The sequence below is a fragment of the Acidovorax temperans genome (genome assembly GCF_006716905.1).
Lineage (GTDB): Bacteria > Pseudomonadota > Gammaproteobacteria > Burkholderiales > Burkholderiaceae_C > Acidovorax > Acidovorax temperans.
Genome location: NZ_VFPV01000005.1, coordinates 24,186 through 42,202, shown reverse-complemented (window position 1 = coordinate 42,202; position 18,017 = coordinate 24,186). Strand labels below are relative to the sequence as shown.

Here is an 18,017-nt window from a genome sequence, read left to right as displayed (position 1 = left end):
GATTGCAGCTCCAGAGAATCAGAAAGAGGTCTTATAGGTGAGAAACAGGCGACCACGATCGGTTGCGCCCACGCTGCTGTTGAGTGCGTTGCCACCAATGGCGGCCGTACCGGCAGCGTTGTATTTGGTCGGCACGGACATGTCCGCATAGGTCAGGCTGAATTCATGCTTGCTTGCGTAGGTTGCAGCAATGCCGATTGACCACTTGAGGAGGCCTTCAAACCCGCCACCGCCGGTGGCTGCCGAGCCCTTAATGCCGTAGCTCACTGTCATCGGGACGGACACATCCAGGGACGGCAGCACGCCCAAGTACTGGGGCGTGAAGCGCATGGCAAGCTCCCAATAGTTCTTGGTCGAGCAGGTATCGGTCACGTCCCCCGGCTGGGCAGTGGCACCGCTCGTTCCGAGCCTCACGCAACCGGCATACCCGACACCACGATACAACTGCTCGTTACCCGTAACCTTCAGCAGGCGGCTGTACGCGAGTTCGCCGATCAGCGTACCGGTATCCCAGAGGGGTGTCTTGGGCAGCCCGTAGGTGCCGTTCACCACGGCATGGAAAGTGTCTCCCGTCGCCCCCGTGCTGGTGGAGGTGTAGCTGGCAACGGAGTTGAGGTGCGCATTCTTGCGCCAGGACACTTCGGAGCCAACGCTCACCGGCCCCACAGACTTGGAAAGACTCAGCCCCCAGAGCTTGGTAGCGGCCGGGTAGACAAACCTGAAGGTACTCGGCAGCGCCGCCCCCAGGATAGCGTTGTATGGTGCCGACACCGGAGCGAAGCTGGTGAGTTGAATGCCCGTTTCCGGATTGGTATCGTTGAACTGCCGGTAATAGGCGCCCAGCGTGGAATCGATGGCATCCACATCCAGACGCGCGGAAAGTCCCCAATTCTTGTCGCCGGATGTCTTCGCCGCAGTGTTGGCCATGGCCAGGCAGGAATAAGGACCCAGAGCGGGATTGCAGGGTGTCAGGGCAAATCGATCCACGCGCGGCGCGTTGTCAGCCCCCATCAGGTAGGTGCCGGCATACGGCACGCGCGTTGATTTCCAGTCCAGCGCATATTGACCCGCAAGCGACAGCTTATCGGTGACCTGAGCCTTGAACGTCAACTGATTGATGGGCAGGAAAGTTTCCTTGGTTTCGATGCCCGGGCTCGACACAGCCTTTACACCATCCACAGGCGACTGCCCGTAAGAAATGGCATGCGCACCGATGAACATGCCCTCACCCCAAAGCACTGTGTGCCGACCCAACTTCACGTTGACAGGAACAGAACCCAGATCGAAATTGGACCAGACGAAAGCATCCAGGATTTCACCGGAAGGGCCGTGGATAAAGCGGTTGACCCCGTCGTTGAATCGGTTGTTGTTGTATGACGTCGCCTGCCCCGCTGGCGATGACACCGATCTGTCGCGGTACGCATGGTCATACCAACTCGCCGCACTGATCCGCGCACCAAAGATCCCTTTGTAGTTAAGGTCAAGCTCCCCCAAAAGATCGAGCCTATTGGACACGATATCTCCACGGCCGAACTTAGCGTTGCCTTCGTCGGTAGTGGCAAAATTCAACAGTCGCTGGTCTTGTGCCTCGGTACGAACCCCCAAGTTGTATCGAACCGTCGCATCGGCACGCACCTTGAAGTCGGGATTGCCAGTGTCAAGCTCCAGTGCGTGTGCACCACTGGTTGCGACCAATGCCGCTGCAGCGGCAATCATGTGCACTGCGGCCCGGGAGGGAGCCGTCCTCGTTTGTCGATTTTTCATGAGTTTGTCTCCATCAGTTGGGGATTTACCTGCTACTTGGCACAAGCTTCAGTCAGTCCTCCCATGCGTCCCCCTGAGGTGTCAGGGCTGGCCAGCGCAGCTCGCCTTCATTCTGTATGCTGCCTTAGATTCTGCATTTAGAATTTTCTTCCCGATTCCGGGTTTTCACCTAATTTGAACAAATTTATCCATATCGTCTAAAATAAGACCGATGGAGGCGGTGCAGTCGGCATCCAGCGTGGCGGCGAAGCCGCTATCCAGCGTCGAGCATCAGGGATGGAGTCCGCTGCGGTCGCCGGTCCACGAAACGCACCCTTTGATGCAGATAGAAGCTCAGCCACGTCCACGAACGAAACCGCCGGAAGCACGGCGAGAAGAACTCATGAATGCCGCCCAGGCGTTGTTCCTGAAGAAGGGGGTGGGCGCTACCGTGATCAGGGAGATCACTGATAGCGCGAAAGTGGCGAAGGGCTCGTTCTACCTGTACTTCTCATCCAAGGAAGACATCCATATCGCATTGGCCGAGCGGTTCCATGCCCTGCATGTGGGCAACCTGGATCGGGCGACTGGGCAATGGCCTGGAACAGATTGGGGCGGCAAGCTCGGAGCTTGGGTCAAGGCTGCCGCAACGGGATTTCTTGACGATGGGCCGTTGGTTAGCATGTTTTTCGATGCTCTCCCGCACATTCCGGACAAAAGGCCAAACGCGATCGGCAAGCATCTCGAGGAATTGCTCGGGGCTGGCACAGAAGCGGGTGCCTGGTTCGTCGTCGATCCAGGAGTCACCGCCGACTTTCTGCTTGGAGGGCTCCGTGGTGTTGTCGGTGACGCCTTGACTGGCGAAACAAGCGCCAGCCGCATGCAAGTTGTCGAGCGCCTGCAGCAGCTCTTTTTCAGGATCGTAGGGTTGCCTGAAAACTGACAATCGGGCCGCTTCGTTCATTCAGCAGTCATCTCTTTCAGAGATGACTGCTGCGTCGTACTGAACCCAAAAGCCGCAGTGACCCCGAGCCCACAAACTGCCCACTGGGTGGCACGGGGCCGATGAGCAGCGCAATGCGGTCAGCAACATAGGGCAGCAACGTTGCCCCGGGGGGGCGATGCCCTTGCACTGCTCCGCATCAGAGCGCGCACGCATCAGGCCGCGCCGCTCTCGCGGTCAATCGACCTGGGCACCCGAAAGCCTGACGACACCGCCCCACTTCTCGAGTTCGCTTGCCGCGAAGCGCGCGAACTCCGGCTGTGTCATGACCAGAGGGTCAATGCCCACCGCTGCAAGCCTGGTCTGGAAATCTCCCGACTTGACGACTTTGTCGCCAGCTTGCACCTGCTTTTGCATGACCGCAGGTGGCAGGCTGGCCGGACCGGCAACGGCCCACCATCCGGTCAAGTCGAATCCTGGAAAGCCTTGCTCGTCCAGCGGCTTCACGCCTGGCGCCGCCGGTGATTTGGCAACGCTACTCAAACCCAGCGCGCGCAGCTTGCCAGCTTGAAGCTGCGGCATCGCCACGGCCGGGTGGTAGAACATGAAATCGGTCTGCCCCCCGATAACTGACGTGACGGCCTGTGCTCCCTCCTTATATGGCACATGGACCATCTTCGTATTGCTCATGGCCTTGACGAGTTCTCCCGCCAAGTGACCGGTGGTGCCGTTGCCTGCGGATGCGTAGGTCACCTTGTCGGGGTTGTCCTTGGCGTATTGCACCAGTTCAGCTTCGAGCCGTTGTGCAACGAAGAACTGGTGCTGCTGGTGGGCGCGAAACATCCCCTGGCCAGCCGCAAGCACATGAGGATGGTGGAGTTGCACCGGCGCGAGATGATCCTCCCATCATCGCGCTACACCACGCGGCGCATGATTGAAGAGGCATTTGCTGCTGCGGGGGCGACGCCCATTGTGCGCGCTGAGTCTGACTCCATCACAGCCATGCTCGGCACGGTACGCCAGAGTCATCTGGCAACTATTGTGTCGCGCCATGCAGTCCAGGGAGACAGTGGGTTCAAGATCATTGCTCTTGAAAGCCCCACGCCGATGCGCACGCCTGGTCTCGTACGGCTGAAGGGGGCACCCTTGGATCCCGCCCAGGCCACGCTCGCCTCCATCATCCGGGAGGTCACGACGGCTGCCGATTTTCAGCCCCTGCAGCGCAATCGCTAGAGGCACGGCGACCCGTCCCATGAATTCACTCTGCTATCGCCGGGAAGGCTCATCTGGCACTCACGGGAGATTCATTTTGAATGCCGTTGAACAGTCGCAAACGTCGAGCATTTGTTGGCGTTGTTGACTCTGGGTAAGGCAATGCTGAACAAGTAACGTCATATCCATCGCACAGCCATTTGAATGCCAAATGGCCCGCAAAGATACTGTGCTTTGCCCCACAGGGCCTGTTTCGGGAGCCTTTGAGCCCCTTTCGGACCCTTACGGGCGCACCTGTCCCTGCAGGCGCCCTCGGGCAAGGTAGATGTTGGCCAGCGCCAAGGCCGTGAACGCACGCGTGGCGTTCTTTTGCAGCCCGCGATAGCGCACCTTGGTGAATCCCCACAGGCGCTTTACCACCGCAAAGACATGCTCGACCCGAGCGCGCACCCGTGACTTGTTGCGGTTCTTGGCCCGCTGAACTTCGTCCACCTCGCCCGCACGGCGGGTGCGCTGGTTGGTGAAGTCCTTGGCCCTGGGGGCTTTGCTCGCTATCAGTGTTTTCTGGCTGGCATAGGCCGAGTCGCCGTACACGCGCCGCTCATTGCCATGCAGCAGATTGGGCAGAGGGTGTTTGTCATGCACGTTGGCCGCCGTCACCACGGCGCTGTGCGCCAGCCCGCTTTGGCTGTCCACGCCAATGTGCAGCTTCATGCCGAAATACCATTGCTGGCCTTTGCGTGTCTGGTGCATATCGGGGTCGCGCGCCTTGTCGGCGTTCTTGGTGGAGCTGGGCGCTGCGATGATCGTGGCATCCACGATGGTGCCGGTATTGACCTTGAAGCCGCGCTCCTGCAATTGCTGGCCTACCTTGGCAAACAGGGCTTCGCCCAGTTTGTGCTCATGGAGCAGTTTGCGAAACTTCAGCAGCGTGGTGGCGTCGGGCACGCGTTCACGACCCAGGTCAATCCCCACAAAGCGGCGCAGACTGGCACTGTCATACAGAGCCTCCTCGCACGCCAGATCGGCCAGGTTGAACCAGTGCTGCAGGAAATGGATGCGCAGCATGCGCTCTAGGCCAATGGGCGGGCGGCCGTTGCCTGCCTTGGGGTAGTGCGGCTCTATCACCTGACACAGAGCGGCCCATGGCACTATTGTCTGCATGGTCCGCAAGAACTCTTCGCGTCGGGTGGGTTTGCGCGAATGCTCGAATCCGTTGTCTTGATCTGCGGCCATTGCCAGGGTCTGCTGCTTCATCTGCGGATAACGTTTGACCCCCCTCAACGGTGGACCTTAATCAGCGTTGCCGTAAGCCTCAAGAGTGCGGGAAACGAAGCCTCCATGCAATGAAACGCTAACAAGTTGTGAGCTGCCTGCGCCGCCCGCGCGCGATTCCCTCCCCTGAATGGATGGCGCGCGGCAGCTCCTGCGGCGTGGCCTCCCCGCTTCCCTTCCGTTGGACGCGCACGCGCCCACCCAGCGTATCCACCGCCTACATCTGTGGGGTCTCGGCAATTGACCCGCGCGTTGTCAGCACCTTACGTTTTGCTTCATCCGTAGGGTGAGTGTGCCGAATCAGCTCAAGGCCGCGCCCGTGCTGACTCAGCGGCACATTTCTGCGGCTTTTAAGTTGAATGCATCGTGGTAGGCCACCACAGCCGCCGGAATTGCCCCTTCGAAGGCAATGGCCAAAAAGTACTCAGGCGGCACATCGGGCAGCACCAGTGCGCTCTCGGCCTTGAAACCAAAGCGTTGGTAGTAGTGCGGATCTCCCAGGAGCACGCAGCCCGACGCGCCCATCGAACGCAGTTGCGCTATGGCATGGTTCATGAGTTGCACGCCGATCCCCTGCCTCTGCCGCTGCGGCAAGACCGACAACGGCCCCAGGCCGAACCAATCCGCAGGGCCAATGGAGAGCCGTATCGGCGAGATCGCCACATGGCCGACCACCGCTCCATCGTCGTCAGCCACCAGCGACAGCGTGAGTTGCCCCGCATGACGCAGCGCGTTCACAATGAAGTGCTCAGTGTGGCTGGTGTGCTCGGCATCATGGAACGCCGCTATCGTGACGGCCTCGATGGCCGCTACATCGGATGCTGTTTCGTTGCGGATCTTGAGGGTCACGGCGTATCCATCGTATGTTGATTGCTCATGTTCGTGTGCACAGCCGCCCCCTGTGCGGCTCCATAAAACTGTCCTTTTCCAAACTGGAAAGGTATGAACCGCGAGTAGGACGGGCCGGGGTGCGGTGCTCAGAATTCCAAGTTGTCGATCAGCCGCGTGCCGCCCAGGCGCGCCGCGCCCAGAACCACGAGTTGGCCCGGCTGCGGAGCCTCTGCAGGCGGCAGCAAGTCAGCGCGCTGGCGCACGGTTAGGTAGTCGGGCTGCCAGCCCTGCTTGCGCAGGCGCTCCACCGCCTGGGCCTCCAGCGCGGGCAGGCTGGCGCCTAGCTGCAGCGCCGCATCGGCCAGCGCGCGTAGCGCCTGGCTCAGTTGCACGGCCTGGGCACGTTCTGCTTCCTCCAGATAGCCGTTGCGCGAACTCAGCGCCAGACCGTCGCCGGCGCGGCAGGTGTCGCCGGTCACGATGTCGATGGGCAGCGCGAACTGCTCCACCATGCGGCGGATCACCAGGACCTGCTGGTAGTCCTTGCGCCCAAACACGGCCGTGCCCGGGCCGCCGCTGAACACGCAGGCCAGCAGTTTCATCACTACCGTGCACACGCCGGTGAAGAAGCCTGGACGGAAGTGTCCCTCCAGGATGTCAGCCAGTCGCGGATCGGGCTGCACTTTGAAGGTTTGCGGCTGCGGGTATAAGTCTTTTTCGGCAGGCGCGAACAGCACGTCGCAGCCCTCGGCGTGCAGCTTGCCAGCGTCTATTTCCAGCGTTCGCGGGTAGCTGTCGAAGTCCTCGTGCGGCAGGAACTGCAGCCTGTTGACAAAAATGCTGACCACCATGACGCTGCCCAACGGCTTGGCTTGGCGCACCAGGGCCAAGTGGCCGTCGTGCAAGTTGCCCATGGTGGGCACGAAGGCGGGACGGCCGCGACCCGCCAGGGCGTCGCGCAGGTCAGAGATGGTGTGGACGATTTGCATGGGTGGATTCATCAGGCGCGGAGCTAATTGTCGGGGAAGGTGGCCAAGGGCTCAGGCCGCGTCAACGGACTAGCGTTCGACGAGGACGGCGGGGGGCTGGACGGCCCTGCGCGGCAGCTGGGACATCATGCGTTTCGTCGCCGATAGGGGCTTCGATCGGGTGCAGGGCCTGCACGTGAATTTGGCAAATATGGAATTTTCTCGGAATTCTTCAAGGAAATCATCCGACTTCCTCTCGGAGGCGGACAGACCGCTTGCACGCTGACACGCAACCGACTGTGTGCTCAGCGATCTCTCCCTCTACTTCGCGCTGCAAACAAAATCTTGCGCAGACTCTCAGGATTGGCTCCATCTCGCGCTCGCCCTGCACCGCCAGCGATCCAAGTCTTACTCCGCCCCTTCATGCAATAGATTCGAGGCTGTATCGCCCCGCCTCCCCTACTTACCTTGCAGGAGAATGGGGATGTACCCCTTGCCTACCAGCTATCAATAAGCGGCTATTTCTGCTCCGCAATCCAGTGACGGACATCTTCTGCCCGCCATGCCGTTATGCCGACGGAAATCCGGACAGGCGCAGGGAACAGACCCGCCTTCACCCGCCTCCAGAGCGTTGATTTGGAAAATGGTACGAATCTGAGCAGCAGGCTCTGGCGCACAAAGCCAGTGTGGGGTAGCGTCATGAGATCGGTGTACTGGCCGGAGCGCACGGGCTTAAGCGAAGAAGTGTCTTGCATGATCATTCCTTTCCCGGATCTATGTCCGAGATCTGAGGGATAACCAGCTCTGTCGCAGCGGTGTTGGTCGAAAGGGTTCCGCTGCCAAGGAACGCAGGACTTACGCATCTTTGCCGACGGTCCGGTCGGGCAAAGAGGGGGAGACGTGGGACGACGCGCGCGCATGCACGAATCGCCAGCACACTTCAGGAAGCCTCCCAAGGCTGTCAGCAGGCAGGTGACGACTGCGACGTGCCCATCTTGCTGGGCGGGCAATGGAAGGCCCGATGAGCATCTCCATTGCTGCCGTCTACTCTACAAGCTTCACGTGCTTGCTGGCGCCCTAGTATGAGCAGTGCGGAGAAAAACCCTCGCAAGCGCTTCCGTTTGTGCATGGCGATGCCTTCTCTCTACTGGGGATCCGCTGTGAGCTCATCGCGCTTTGGGTCTTCCAACCTCCCAGTAGCAGCGCCAGCCCCGGCAAGACCCTCGTGTTCCCTTGGAAACTCAGTCAGGCTGCCGACGTCACCCTGTCCTGCTCCACCGCTAGGCTCTTGTGCATCTGCCATCGTTTCCATGTCGCTGGCTGGGCGACGACTATCTAGTGCATTCATCTCGCGCCGCAACCGCGACGCCAGATTTCGGGCACCGTTCGCGACGTCGCGCACCCTGCGTTTGAGCGCAGCCCGCTCGATGTCGACTGCCTGCGCTGTGATGACCTCATGGATTTCCAGGGTCTGCAGCAAAGGCATCAATTGATCCAACTTGCCCAGGATCTCAAGATACCTGCGACTGCTGGAGGACAGCACGCCAACCTCCAGTTCCAGGGCAACCGTGTCATAGGTAGCGACGCTCGTGATGCCGTTGGCTTTAAACAGAGCCTCGGCCCCGTCAATAGCTTGGTTCAGTTGCTCGGCAACCTTGTCCACCTGTTCTCGGATGAGCGTCTCGACCTTCGCGACGTCTTCATGATTGAGCCGGGTTCGTGAGATCACCGAGATGAAATGGATGCCCAGCTGAAAGGTATTGAAGTAGGCTTTGTTGCACAAACCCGCACTTGCGAGGTGATAGGCTGCGCGCATGAGTGAAGCCAAGGGAGTCAGAGGTCGCTACAAGACCACCAACTGGGCCGCGTACAACGCCGCGCTGAAGGCACGAGGGTCGCTGACGATTTGGTTGGACAAAGACATGCAGTGGTACGCCCCTGCCAATGGTCGCAGGGGTCGACAGCGGGTCTTCTCCGACGCTGCCATCCAGTTCTGCCTGAGCATCAAATGCCTGTTTGGCCTGGCCCTGCGCCAAAGCCTTGGCTTGGTCGAAAGCCTGTTGGTCTGGCGGGGCTGGCCTGGCGGGTGCCGGACTTCAGCACCTTGTGCCGACGCCAGAAGACACTGCGGGTGCAACTGCCCTATCAGTCCAGCGCCACGGCGCTGAACAGCGGCCACCGGAAAGGGGCGCGATATGTAATCCAACCACCTATGAAAACGTCTCAAAACAGGGGTTTCTGAGGGCCAAATGCTGGTTTGGACTCACTTTCCAAAGTGTTTTAAGAAGGTGACAAAGTGAATCTTTTATTGCTGGATGCAGTTGTGAGCACAACCTCAGCGACTAAGAGCGGCTAACACGACCGTTGCACGAAGAACCGTGAACAGATGATCGCAGCCGCCAGTAACAGTAGCGCTTGATGCGTTTGCAGCTGCCGCTCGAATCTGATGCGCAACTTGCCAAAGCCTGCGAACCAGCCATGCGTGCGCTCTACAACCCATCGATGTTTGCCCAAACGCTTGCTGCTCTCTATTCCTTTTCGTGCAATGCGACTGGTGATCCCTCTTCGCTTCAAATAGTCACGGCAACGCTTGTAGTCATATCCTTTGTCTGCATGCAGCTTGGCTGGTCTGCGCCGTGGCCTGCCTTTGAGTCCTTTGACCGCTGGCAGCGCATCCAGGCACTTCTCAAACCACATAGAGTCATGCCTGTTTGCTGCACTGACCAGCACAACTAGAGGAATGCCGCGAGCGTCTACAACAATATGGCGCTTGCAGCCGAGCTTGCCTCGGTCTGTAGGGTTGGCGCCTGTCTCCTGGCCCCCCGGGGGCTTGGAACTGACGAGCCATCAATGCTGGCCCGAGCCCAATCGATCTGATCGTCTTGACTGTTGACGCCGACCGAAAACTGAGCCACTTTTTTGGGTGATGCCGATCCAAAACTGAGCCAGGTGTTTTACCTACCCTGCTGCTTTTTGCGGCAGTGGGAAGAAGAAGGTGATCACCATGGACATGATTGGCAAGATTCGGCGGATGCATCGCCGAGACAAGAAGACGAAGCGGGAGATATCGAGGGCCACGGGCCTGTCGAGGAACACGGTGGCCAAGTGGCTGGATGAGGCGCAGCCGGTCGAGCCCAAGTACCGCCGTGAGGCGGCGAAGGCCACCAAGCTGTCGGCGTACGAGGCCGAACTCATGCAAGCCTTGAAGGCCGATGCCAAGCGGCCCAAGAAGGAGCGGCGCACGGCCAAGGCCTTGTTCGCGCAGATCAAGGCAGCGGGCTACGAGGGCGGCTACACACGGGTAACGGACTTCATCCGCAAGTGGCGCCAAGGTGAAGGCCAACAGGCGAGCACCAAAGCCTTTGTGCCATTGACCTTCGAGCTGGGCGAGGCCTTCCAGTTCGACTGGAGCGAAGACGGCTTGCTGGTGGGCGGGGTGTACTACCGCATGCAGGTCTCGCACATGAAGCTGTGCGCCAGCGGGGCGTTCTGGCTGGTGGCCTACCCCAGCCAGGGCCACGAGATGCTGTTCGATGCGCACACACGCAGCTTCGCGGCTCTGGGCGGTGTGGCGCGCCGTGGCATCTACGACAACATGAAGACGGCAGTGGACAAGGTCAAGAAGGGCAAGGGACGAGTCGTCAACGCGCGCTTTGCGGCCATGTGCGCGCACTACCTGTTCGACCCTGACTTTTGCAACCGTGCCAGCGGCTGGGAGAAGGGTCGAGTGGAGAAGGACGTACAAGACAGCCGCCGTCGGATCTGGGTGGAGGCGGGGCAGCGGCGCTTTGGCAGCTTTACCGAGCTCAATGCGTGGCTGGGCGAGCGCTGCCGGGCTCTGTGGCGAGAGCTGCGCCACCCGCAGCACAAAGCGTTCAGCATCGCCGAGATGCTGGAGCTGGAGCAAAGCCACCTGATGCCGATGCCGGTGGCCTTTGATGGCTATGTTGAGAACCCGGCCAAGGTGAGCAGCACCTGCCTGGTGACGGTGGCGCGCAACCGCTACTCGGTGCCCTGCGAATGGGCGGGGCAAATGGTCAGCACACACCTGTACCCGGCGCAGATCGTGGTGGTGGCCGGCGATGCTATGGTGGCCACGCACGAGCGCCTGAGCGATCGCAACCAGACCCGCTACGACTGGCAGCATTACGTGCCGCTGATCGAGCGCAAGCCGGGCGCGCTGCGCAACGGCGCGCCCTTTGCAGACCTGCCCGAGCCATTGCAGCGCATGCGCAAAGGCTTGCTGCACCAGGAGGGCGGCGACAGGGTGATGGCGCAGGTACTGGCCGAGGTGCCCAAGCAAGGGCTGGACGCCGTGCTGGTGGCGGTGGAGTTGGCCCTGGAGAGTGCGCCGCCATCGGGGCGGGTGAGCACCGAGCACGTCATCAACGTGCTCGGCCGCCTGCAAGCGCAGCCCCTGCCCGAGACGGTTGCGACCAACCTGCAAGTGAGCCAGACACCCCTGGCCGACACGGCGCGCTATGACAGCCTGCGCGCTGGCAGCGACATGCAGGAGGCCGATCATGCGTGAGCTGGACAAGGAGTTCAAAGAGCTGCGCCTGTACGGCATGGCCGGGGCCTGGGAGGACCTGGTCAAGCAAGGCGGCCACGCCACGCTGGAGAGCTCGCGCTGGCTGCTGGAGCACCTGCTGCAAGCGGAAGTCACGGACAGGGCCATGCGCTCAGTGAGCTACCAGATGCACACGGCGAAGTTCCCCGTGCACCGCGACCTGGCGGGCTTCGACTTCGAATGCTCGCCCGTGGACAAAAAGCTCATCGAGCAGTTGGCCAGCATGGCGTTCACCGAGCAGGCGCACAACGTGGTGCTGGTGGGTGGCCCCGGCACGGGCAAGACGCATCTGGCCACGGCCATCGGCGTGGCGGGCATCACGCGCCATGGCTCACGCGTGCGGTTTTACTCCACGGTGGACCTGGTCAACGCACTGGAGCAGGAGAAGGCCCAAGGCAAGGCAGGCCGCATCGCAGCGAGCTTGCAGCGCATGGACCTGGTCATCCTTGATGAGCTGGGCTACCTGCCCTTCAGCCAGGCAGGCGGCGCCTTGCTGTTCCACCTGCTGAGCAAGCTCTACGAGCAGACCAGCGTGATGATCACCACCAACCTGGACTTCAAGGAATGGTCCAGCGTGTTCGGCGATGCCAAGATGACCACGGCACTGCTGGATCGACTCACGCACCACTGCCACATCGTCGAGACGGGCAACGAGTCCCACAGGTTCATGCACAGCACAGCCGTGGCCAAGAAACGCATCAAGGCACGCGAACAGGCCAAGAAGGCTGAGCCGTTCTGAGTCCAGGTGAGCGGTTCAAGGGCAAGCCGCTACGGGCTTCGCCCTGCGCGGCTTGCCCTCAACGACGACCACCGAGGCCGTTCACCAAGGAGACCCAAACCAACTCAAGGCACTACACTTATCCACAGCCAGCCTTCACCGGTTGGCCAATAGCCCTGGCTCAAAATTCAATCGGCACGGTGGCTCAATTTTGAATCGGCGCCAACACGTCTTGACGAAGATGTTCCAGCATTGCCATGTGCAGGCGCTGCCAGACTCCTGCAGCTTGCCACTGTCGCAGACGTCTCCAACACGTCATGCCGCTGCCGTGGCCAAGCGATTGCGGCAGGTCCTCCCAAGGAATACCTGTCTGCAGAACATAAAGAATTCCTTGGAATGCATCCTCATCGCTGACCGCGCGCGTGCGTGGGCCGCCTTTGCTTGAAGGGATGAACTCTGGGATCAACGACTGCAGCTTCTGCCACAGCTCTTTGCTAACGCGACGACGAGCCATGAGGGCGCGGATCTTAACGGCAAATCAGGTTCGATTAGGGGTCGTGTTAGCCGCTCTAAGATGGGGATTAACTAGGAGGGGTGTGGAGCAGCCTCGATAACCGAATGCGTTCAACATGACCGAAGAAAAAAATCAAAAGGTCGCAGGCATCCCGTCAGCGAACCCGTATTGCTGTCCCAGCCAGTATTCGGACTCAACGAACTCGCGGCCATGTGGCCCACCGGCAAAAAAGGCCTGTGCCGTCAGGCCGAAATCCCCCTTCGCACCTTCAACGCCTGGCTGAAACTCACCGGACCGATTACCTCCGAGCAGCTGGTGATCCTGCGCGAGGCGATCCACCTAAGCGATGGAGAAATTGCGCACGCCCGCCCACTCGGGGGATGCTTCTTGGTGGCGAATACCGCCAAGAACGTCATCAGGCTCTACGAAGCGATTACCCATGAAAACGAGCTGCTCGCCTCCTTCGAGGCCGTAAGCACCTCATCCCAATTCAACGGCTACCGGGTGCTGATATTCGCCGTCATGGGCTACACCCCGACCACCATCCTCTTTCCGCGTGGTGGGCCCGCTGAGGCCGCGCTCAACCGCAACGACTTGCCGGGGTTTCAGGGCCCCGTGCCCGTTCCATCGGGATTTGCCAGGTTCATTGACGGGCTCATCGAAGACATGCTGGAGCACGACGAGCACGGGCATGCAGGCTGCGACATGTTCAAGGACTACTTCTCCTGGTTCCTGACCCTCAAACATGGAGCCCCAGAGCTCGAAGAGGACGAGGAAGAGCGCAATCAGGAGGACGACGACATCCCCCCGCACCTCAGGATCGCGATTGACATCCTGGCCACCAGCTACTCCGAAGACCCCAACGTGCAAGAACACTCCCGCAGCTTGATGCCCTCATGCAACCCCAGCGACAAAGATCTGAAGGCTCTGCTGCGCACCAGCTTTGCCAATGGGTTCCTCGCGGGGCTGCGCCTGGGCCGGGAATGACTGCCGGGAGTGCTTGAGCCCCTCCTCACCTCCACAGACACCCTTGGCCCCACCCGGCCGCAGCAGAAGTGCCTCTGCCGAGGCTGAAACACAAACACACAAATGGTAGGCTCGTGTTCATAACCTAAAGGAGGCTCAATTGGCACTGGTGAAACTGAACTGCGTGAACTGCTCTGCCCCGCTGGAGATTGGCGATGACCTTGAGCGTTTTGCGTGCGCTTATTGCGGAACGACGCAAATAGTCGAGCATGCAGGCGGTGTCGTCGCGCTTCGCAGGGTAGAAAGCGCCATTCAAGCCGTTCAAAAGGGAACCGAAAAGACGGCCGCCGAACTGGCCCTGCCCCGCCTCGAAAAAGAGCTGGCAGCAGCACAGGAATCCCTCAATCAGGCAACAGCCAGACTGCAAGAGAAAATTGGACGCGCCCGCAGTGGACGCCGACTATTGACCGCAATCCTCGCCTCGGTAATTTTTATGGCGGGCATGATGACAGCTGGAATTGCAGCAAGCGCCTCTGAAACCATGTCATACATCCACACAGCGGTGTGGATGACTTCTCTCTTCGTCATCCCGACCTTTGTTTACCGAAAAATCAAGCTTCCACAGTCAAGCAGAGCGGAAGTCGAGGGCGCTGAAGCCAAAATCGCCAAGATAAGAGGCCAAATAGCCGCTGCAAGGGCGGTGGTGGACAGCGTTCATTAATTGAACTGCCAGGGGCTCAACGTCCCCCATCACACGTAGCGGTCGCAGAACACCTTCAGGCGCCAGACAGCCACCGGCACCAGCGACACCATCAACCACAGCAGGCAGTCCACCCCGCCCCAGTTTGTGATTCTCTGCGTGCCCTGGTCATCCAGCGCCAGCGGATCAAACAGAGCCCCCAGCACCCAGGCCAGGACAAACCACACCAACGCGATCAAGACCCACCTGCGACACTCCGCAGATCTGTCCCGGCGCCACTGGGCCCGTGGGTCGCTCGAAGCCGGGTTGTCATGCAGCCACCAGTCAGAGTCCAGCCTCGGTCCAGTGGGCAGCCCCGCATCTTTGGCAGCAACGATGAGTCCTTCTGCCATCGCGGCCCTCAGGCTCAGGTCCAACTCCTGCGTCGCCTCAGCATCGCTGAGCAGCTTATCCCGGATCTCCGCATCCGATGCCAGCAACCGGTCAAACGCCTCCAGCACAACAATCGGAGGTTTGTGTTGGCGACAATCCGGGTCGCTGGAGAGCAAAGTCCGAGACATCGAGTCAAAAGCGCGCTGCAGCCTCCTCGATGGAGCCACCCCCCGTGCGATGTACGCCTTCCAGCCCACGCGAAACCTATCCAGCTCCTCAGGGGTGAGGGACGATCCCTGCGCCCCCAGCCAAGATTGAATCACCACCCAGTCAGCCTGCACCGCCACGGCCGCATTAGGCTTGCTGGCCATGTCTGCCAAGGTCTTGACGTAGAACACCCCGGCGTCCACGAACGCGGAGGCTTCCTGGTTTGGATGTCGTTGGGGGTTGTGAGAGCTGGTCATGCTATGAATGGCTTGATGGCGCTGGCACCCCTGTGGGGCTCGCGATTAGCCCTCTCTGGTCAGGAGCGCAGGCGTGGATCGTAGTGCCATGACCTGATCTTGCGTGCCGTGATCTTGCCCGCGTCCGGGTGCTTCGGATTGATGAGCACGTTGTACTCCTCGCTCACCACCACGGATGGAACCTGATAGAGCAAACTGGAGAGCCCTTTGAGCCATGCATCGCCCACGTTGTGCGAAGTCATTCGATGGCCTTCTTGGAGGCTTCTGCGGCGTCAGCGCGTGCCTTCGCAGCCGCTTCGGCAAGGGATATGCTCTCTCTGAGTTCAGGCCCCAGCGAGTCGGGCACATCCATCACCCCATGAAGACAAGCCCCCATCGCTGGTCTACTACATTGACCCAGCAACCAAGGCCGTCACGAAAAGCGATCTGATGACAGAAATGAACTCAGGTAGCGCCAGGCTTTTAGCAGCGAGTTGAGCCCCGCACACTCCGTCATCCCTGCGCTGGTTCGGCAGACTGCACCTGCACGCGGAAGAACTCAATGGTCTTGTCTTCGATGGCCTTCACGATCCACGCGGGTTTGCGGCCACGGCCAGCCAGTGATCCATCCCAGGAAAGGCCACGGTTCGGATCGTAGAAGGTGGTGGGACGCTTGGTCGATGGCTGAAGGGGATTTCTGCTGATGGAGCCCAGACCGACTTGAATGGGTGTCAGGCCGTACTGCTCTACCAATTGACGGGCGGTTTGGATGGCTTGGTTCTTGTACTCTTTGAACAACGCGTCACGGCGGGCTTGAAGTTCCGCAATCTGACGGTCTAACTCTTTGATTTCTGCCTGCATATTTTGAATTTAAGGCTACGCTGAACAAGCCGTCGTGATTTGCCGCGCGGCACTGGATGGTGCAGTTTTTCGGACGTTGTGGCTTCTTGTGCCACCCATTTGGGCTGTTCGCGGGGCCTTGAGGCCCGATTCCCGCCCTTACGGACGCACCTGTCCCAGCAAGCGCCCTCGGGCAAGGTAGATGTTGGCCAGCGCCAAGGCCGTGAACGCACGCGTGGCGTTCTTTTGCAGCCCGCGATAGCGCACCTTGGTGAAGTCTTTGGCTTGGGGCGCTTTGCCCCAGATCAGAGCCTTCTGGCCGGCGTAGGCCGAGTCGCCGTACACGCGCTGTTCGTTGCCATGCAGCAGATCGGGCAGCGGGTGTTTGTCGTGCACGTTGGCCGCCGTCACCACAGCGCTGTGCGCCAGCCCGCTTTGACTGTCCACGCCAATGTGCAGCTTCATGCCGAAATACCACTGCTGGCCTTTGCGAGTCTGATGCATGTGGGGGTCACGCGCCTTGTCGGCGTTCTTGGTAGAACTGGGCGCTGCGATGATGGTGGCATCCACGATGGTTCCGGTATTGACCTTGAAGCCGCGCTCCTGCAATTGCTGGCCTACCTTGGCGAACAGGGCTTCGCCCAGTTTGTGCTCATGGAGCAGTTTGCGCAACTTCAGCAGCGTGGTGGCGTCGGGCACGCGTTCGCGACCCAGGTCAATGCCCACAAAGCGGCGCAGACTGGCGCTGTCATACAGGGCCTCCTCGCACGCCAGATCAGCCAGGTTGAACCAGTGTTGCAGGAAATGGATGCGCAGCATCCGCTCCAGGCCAATGGGCGGGCGGCCATTGCCTGCCTTGGGGTAGTGCGGCTCTATCACCTGGCAGAGCGCGGCCCACGGCACGATGGCATCCATGGCTTGCAAAAACTCTTCGCGTCGGGTGGGCTTGCGCGGTTGCTCGAATCCGCTGTCTTGATCTGCGGCCATTGCCAAGGTCTGCTGCTTCATGTGCAGATAACGGTTTAAACCCCACAACGGTGGACCTTAATCAGCATTGCCTTAAGGGAAGAAGCAATACACGGTATGTTCTTCGCGGCTCCTGAGATACCGAGGGCGAAGAACGTCAATGGGTAATAGATGAATCTCCAGGGGCACGCACTGTTGCCTGGGCCACGAAACCATTGCTAAACGGACTCCAGATAGCAAAGTCCCCTCCAAGTCGATCAGGCGAGGCCACTCGGAAACCAGTTGCGCAAGTCGTCGTAGTCCTGGTGAGCCCCCAAGACGGTCACTGACGCGATGTGATGCTCGGTGGTGTTCAGGTATGGCACGTTGGAATCACCGTTTTCGATAAGCTGGCACAGGAGATCGTCATCATCCATGTTCAGCAGTAGCCTGCATTGAAGCGGTCGGCTGGAATAGATGCTGCAAGAGCCCTCTCGCAGGAACGTGCACGCAGCGCCGTAGGCCTGCAGGGTTGCGGCCCTTATCGTTTCGCTCTGCTCTTCAAAGCCCTGCATCGTGAACTGGCCAGCATCCGTGTTGAGGTGGGCTCCAGTCTCTCTGGCAATCACTTGCGCCTCGGCGCGCGAAACCATGACCGAGATGTGGCAGCAGTGAGAGCAGCCCTTGCGGCACGCCGCAAGGTGCGCGGCACCCTCTTGGAGGTAGTCAGCCGCTTTTCTGAGCCACATCACCCGCTTGGCCACCGTCCCTGCCTGCGCCGCTTGGTCCACCAGGCGTGCTTCAGGCCTGCGATCACGCCCGCTGAGGGTCTTCATCTTGGCTTCGACACGCGGCAGGAGCCCCGCGCAGCGCTCCTCGATCCGCTGCAACACCTCAGGGGTGCGACGTTGCACCTCAACCGCTGGTGCTTGGAAGGCGTTTTCATTCACAAGGGATCCTCTTCATTTCACACGCGT

Annotated in this window: 18 protein-coding genes and 3 pseudogenes; 7 read left to right on the top strand and 14 right to left on the bottom strand. The window is 60.3% G+C overall.

What is annotated here, in order from left to right; genetic code table 11:
- Positions 1-18: 18 nt before the first annotated feature.
- Positions 19-1,764, bottom strand: a complete 1,746-nt coding sequence (locus BDD18_RS21130; RefSeq protein WP_142085773.1) for a DUF1302 domain-containing protein — start codon at positions 1,762-1,764, stop codon at positions 19-21.
- Positions 1,765-2,146: 382 nt separating this feature from the next.
- Here BDD18_RS21130 and BDD18_RS21125 point away from each other — a divergent pair, with 382 nt between their 5' ends.
- Complete coding sequence (locus tag BDD18_RS21125; protein WP_199865951.1) at positions 2,147-2,686, top strand: TetR/AcrR family transcriptional regulator; 540 nt, start codon at positions 2,147-2,149, stop codon at positions 2,684-2,686.
- A gap of 237 nt (positions 2,687-2,923) precedes the next feature.
- Here BDD18_RS21125 and BDD18_RS21120 read toward each other — a convergent pair whose 3' ends face one another.
- On the bottom strand, positions 2,924-3,529 hold the full coding sequence (locus BDD18_RS21120) for a Bug family tripartite tricarboxylate transporter substrate binding protein (RefSeq protein ID WP_170207443.1): 606 nt from the start codon (positions 3,527-3,529) through the stop codon (positions 2,924-2,926).
- On the opposite strand from BDD18_RS21120, the gene BDD18_RS21115 reads away from it, so the two are divergent.
- Positions 3,506-3,919 carry a LysR family transcriptional regulator substrate-binding protein gene (locus BDD18_RS21115; protein ID WP_170207442.1) on the top strand — a complete coding sequence of 138 codons (414 nt, stop codon included), beginning with the start codon at positions 3,506-3,508 and terminating at the stop codon, positions 3,917-3,919. The two genes, BDD18_RS21120 and BDD18_RS21115, sit on opposite strands and share 24 nt — an antisense overlap.
- A gap of 261 nt (positions 3,920-4,180) precedes the next feature.
- Here the strand turns inward: BDD18_RS21115 and BDD18_RS21110 are convergent, their stop codons facing one another.
- The 5 genes from BDD18_RS21110 to BDD18_RS21090 all read right to left on the bottom strand — a co-directional run bounded on the left by BDD18_RS21110 (position 4,181) and on the right by BDD18_RS21090 (position 8,788).
- The gene (locus BDD18_RS21110) at positions 4,181-5,155 is read right to left on the bottom strand and encodes an IS5 family transposase (RefSeq protein WP_142081884.1); all 975 of its coding nucleotides are present in this window, start codon (positions 5,153-5,155) and stop codon (positions 4,181-4,183) included.
- Positions 5,156-5,500: 345 nt separating this feature from the next.
- Positions 5,501-6,022 carry a GNAT family N-acetyltransferase gene (locus BDD18_RS21105; protein ID WP_016448277.1) on the bottom strand — a complete coding sequence of 174 codons (522 nt, stop codon included), beginning with the start codon at positions 6,020-6,022 and terminating at the stop codon, positions 5,501-5,503.
- 128 nt (positions 6,023-6,150) lie between these two features.
- The gene (panC, locus tag BDD18_RS21100; RefSeq protein ID WP_142085768.1) at positions 6,151-6,993 is read right to left on the bottom strand and encodes a pantoate--beta-alanine ligase; all 843 of its coding nucleotides are present in this window, start codon (positions 6,991-6,993) and stop codon (positions 6,151-6,153) included.
- A 497-nt stretch (positions 6,994-7,490) separates the two neighbouring features.
- Positions 7,491-7,727 carry a helix-turn-helix transcriptional regulator gene (locus tag BDD18_RS21095; protein ID WP_142085767.1) on the bottom strand — a complete coding sequence of 79 codons (237 nt, stop codon included), beginning with the start codon at positions 7,725-7,727 and terminating at the stop codon, positions 7,491-7,493.
- Between the two features lie 389 nt (positions 7,728-8,116).
- On the bottom strand, positions 8,117-8,788 hold the full coding sequence (locus tag BDD18_RS21090) for a DUF1845 domain-containing protein (protein ID WP_244939186.1): 672 nt from the start codon (positions 8,786-8,788) through the stop codon (positions 8,117-8,119).
- Between BDD18_RS21090 and BDD18_RS21085 the strand changes: the two are divergent.
- A pseudogene (locus tag BDD18_RS21085) lies at positions 8,787-9,142 on the top strand (transposase); the annotation flags it as partial. The gene BDD18_RS21090 and the pseudogene BDD18_RS21085 sit on opposite strands and share 2 nt — an antisense overlap.
- A 182-nt stretch (positions 9,143-9,324) precedes the next feature.
- Here the strand turns inward: BDD18_RS21085 and BDD18_RS21080 are convergent.
- Positions 9,325-9,857, bottom strand: a pseudogene (locus BDD18_RS21080) (IS5 family transposase); the annotation flags it as partial.
- Between the two features lie 119 nt (positions 9,858-9,976).
- On the opposite strand from BDD18_RS21080, the gene istA reads away from it, so the two are divergent.
- Both istA and istB read left to right on the top strand, forming a co-directional pair.
- Positions 9,977-11,503: an IS21 family transposase gene (gene istA / locus BDD18_RS21075; protein ID WP_142085765.1), complete on the top strand. Its 1,527-nt coding sequence runs from the start codon at positions 9,977-9,979 to the stop codon at positions 11,501-11,503.
- A complete protein-coding gene (istB, locus tag BDD18_RS21070) occupies positions 11,496-12,281 on the top strand; it encodes an IS21-like element helper ATPase IstB (RefSeq protein WP_024815605.1) in 786 nt (261 codons plus the stop codon). The genes istA and istB overlap by 8 nt, the downstream gene beginning before the upstream one ends.
- A 211-nt stretch (positions 12,282-12,492) precedes the next feature.
- Here istB and BDD18_RS21065 read toward each other — a convergent pair.
- Positions 12,493-12,774, bottom strand: a pseudogene (locus BDD18_RS21065) (transposase); the annotation flags it as partial.
- Positions 12,775-12,984: 210 nt separating this feature from the next.
- Between BDD18_RS21065 and BDD18_RS21060 the strand changes: the two are divergent.
- Together BDD18_RS21060 and BDD18_RS21055 are read left to right on the top strand one after the other, a co-directional pair.
- Positions 12,985-13,761: a hypothetical protein gene (locus tag BDD18_RS21060; protein WP_142085763.1), complete on the top strand. Its 777-nt coding sequence runs from the start codon at positions 12,985-12,987 to the stop codon at positions 13,759-13,761.
- 139 nt (positions 13,762-13,900) lie between these two features.
- Positions 13,901-14,461: a hypothetical protein gene (locus BDD18_RS21055; RefSeq protein ID WP_142085762.1), complete on the top strand. Its 561-nt coding sequence runs from the start codon at positions 13,901-13,903 to the stop codon at positions 14,459-14,461.
- A 29-nt stretch (positions 14,462-14,490) separates the two neighbouring features.
- Here BDD18_RS21055 and BDD18_RS21050 read toward each other — a convergent pair whose 3' ends face one another.
- From BDD18_RS21050 to BDD18_RS21030, 5 genes are all read right to left on the bottom strand, one after another.
- Entirely contained in the window at positions 14,491-15,276 is a 786-nt protein-coding gene (locus BDD18_RS21050) for a hypothetical protein (protein ID WP_142085760.1), read from the bottom strand.
- Between the two features lie 59 nt (positions 15,277-15,335).
- A complete protein-coding gene (locus BDD18_RS21045; protein ID WP_211360861.1) occupies positions 15,336-15,518 on the bottom strand; it encodes an RES family NAD+ phosphorylase in 183 nt (60 codons plus the stop codon).
- Between the two features lie 250 nt (positions 15,519-15,768).
- Entirely contained in the window at positions 15,769-16,116 is a 348-nt protein-coding gene (locus BDD18_RS21040) for an H-NS histone family protein (protein ID WP_142085758.1), read from the bottom strand.
- A gap of 138 nt (positions 16,117-16,254) precedes the next feature.
- Positions 16,255-17,103 carry an IS5 family transposase gene (locus BDD18_RS21035; RefSeq protein WP_142085756.1) on the bottom strand — a complete coding sequence of 283 codons (849 nt, stop codon included), beginning with the start codon at positions 17,101-17,103 and terminating at the stop codon, positions 16,255-16,257.
- 215 nt (positions 17,104-17,318) lie between these two features.
- The gene (locus tag BDD18_RS21030) at positions 17,319-17,990 is read right to left on the bottom strand and encodes a YkgJ family cysteine cluster protein (RefSeq protein WP_142085753.1); all 672 of its coding nucleotides are present in this window, start codon (positions 17,988-17,990) and stop codon (positions 17,319-17,321) included.
- Positions 17,991-18,017 lie beyond the last annotated feature (27 nt).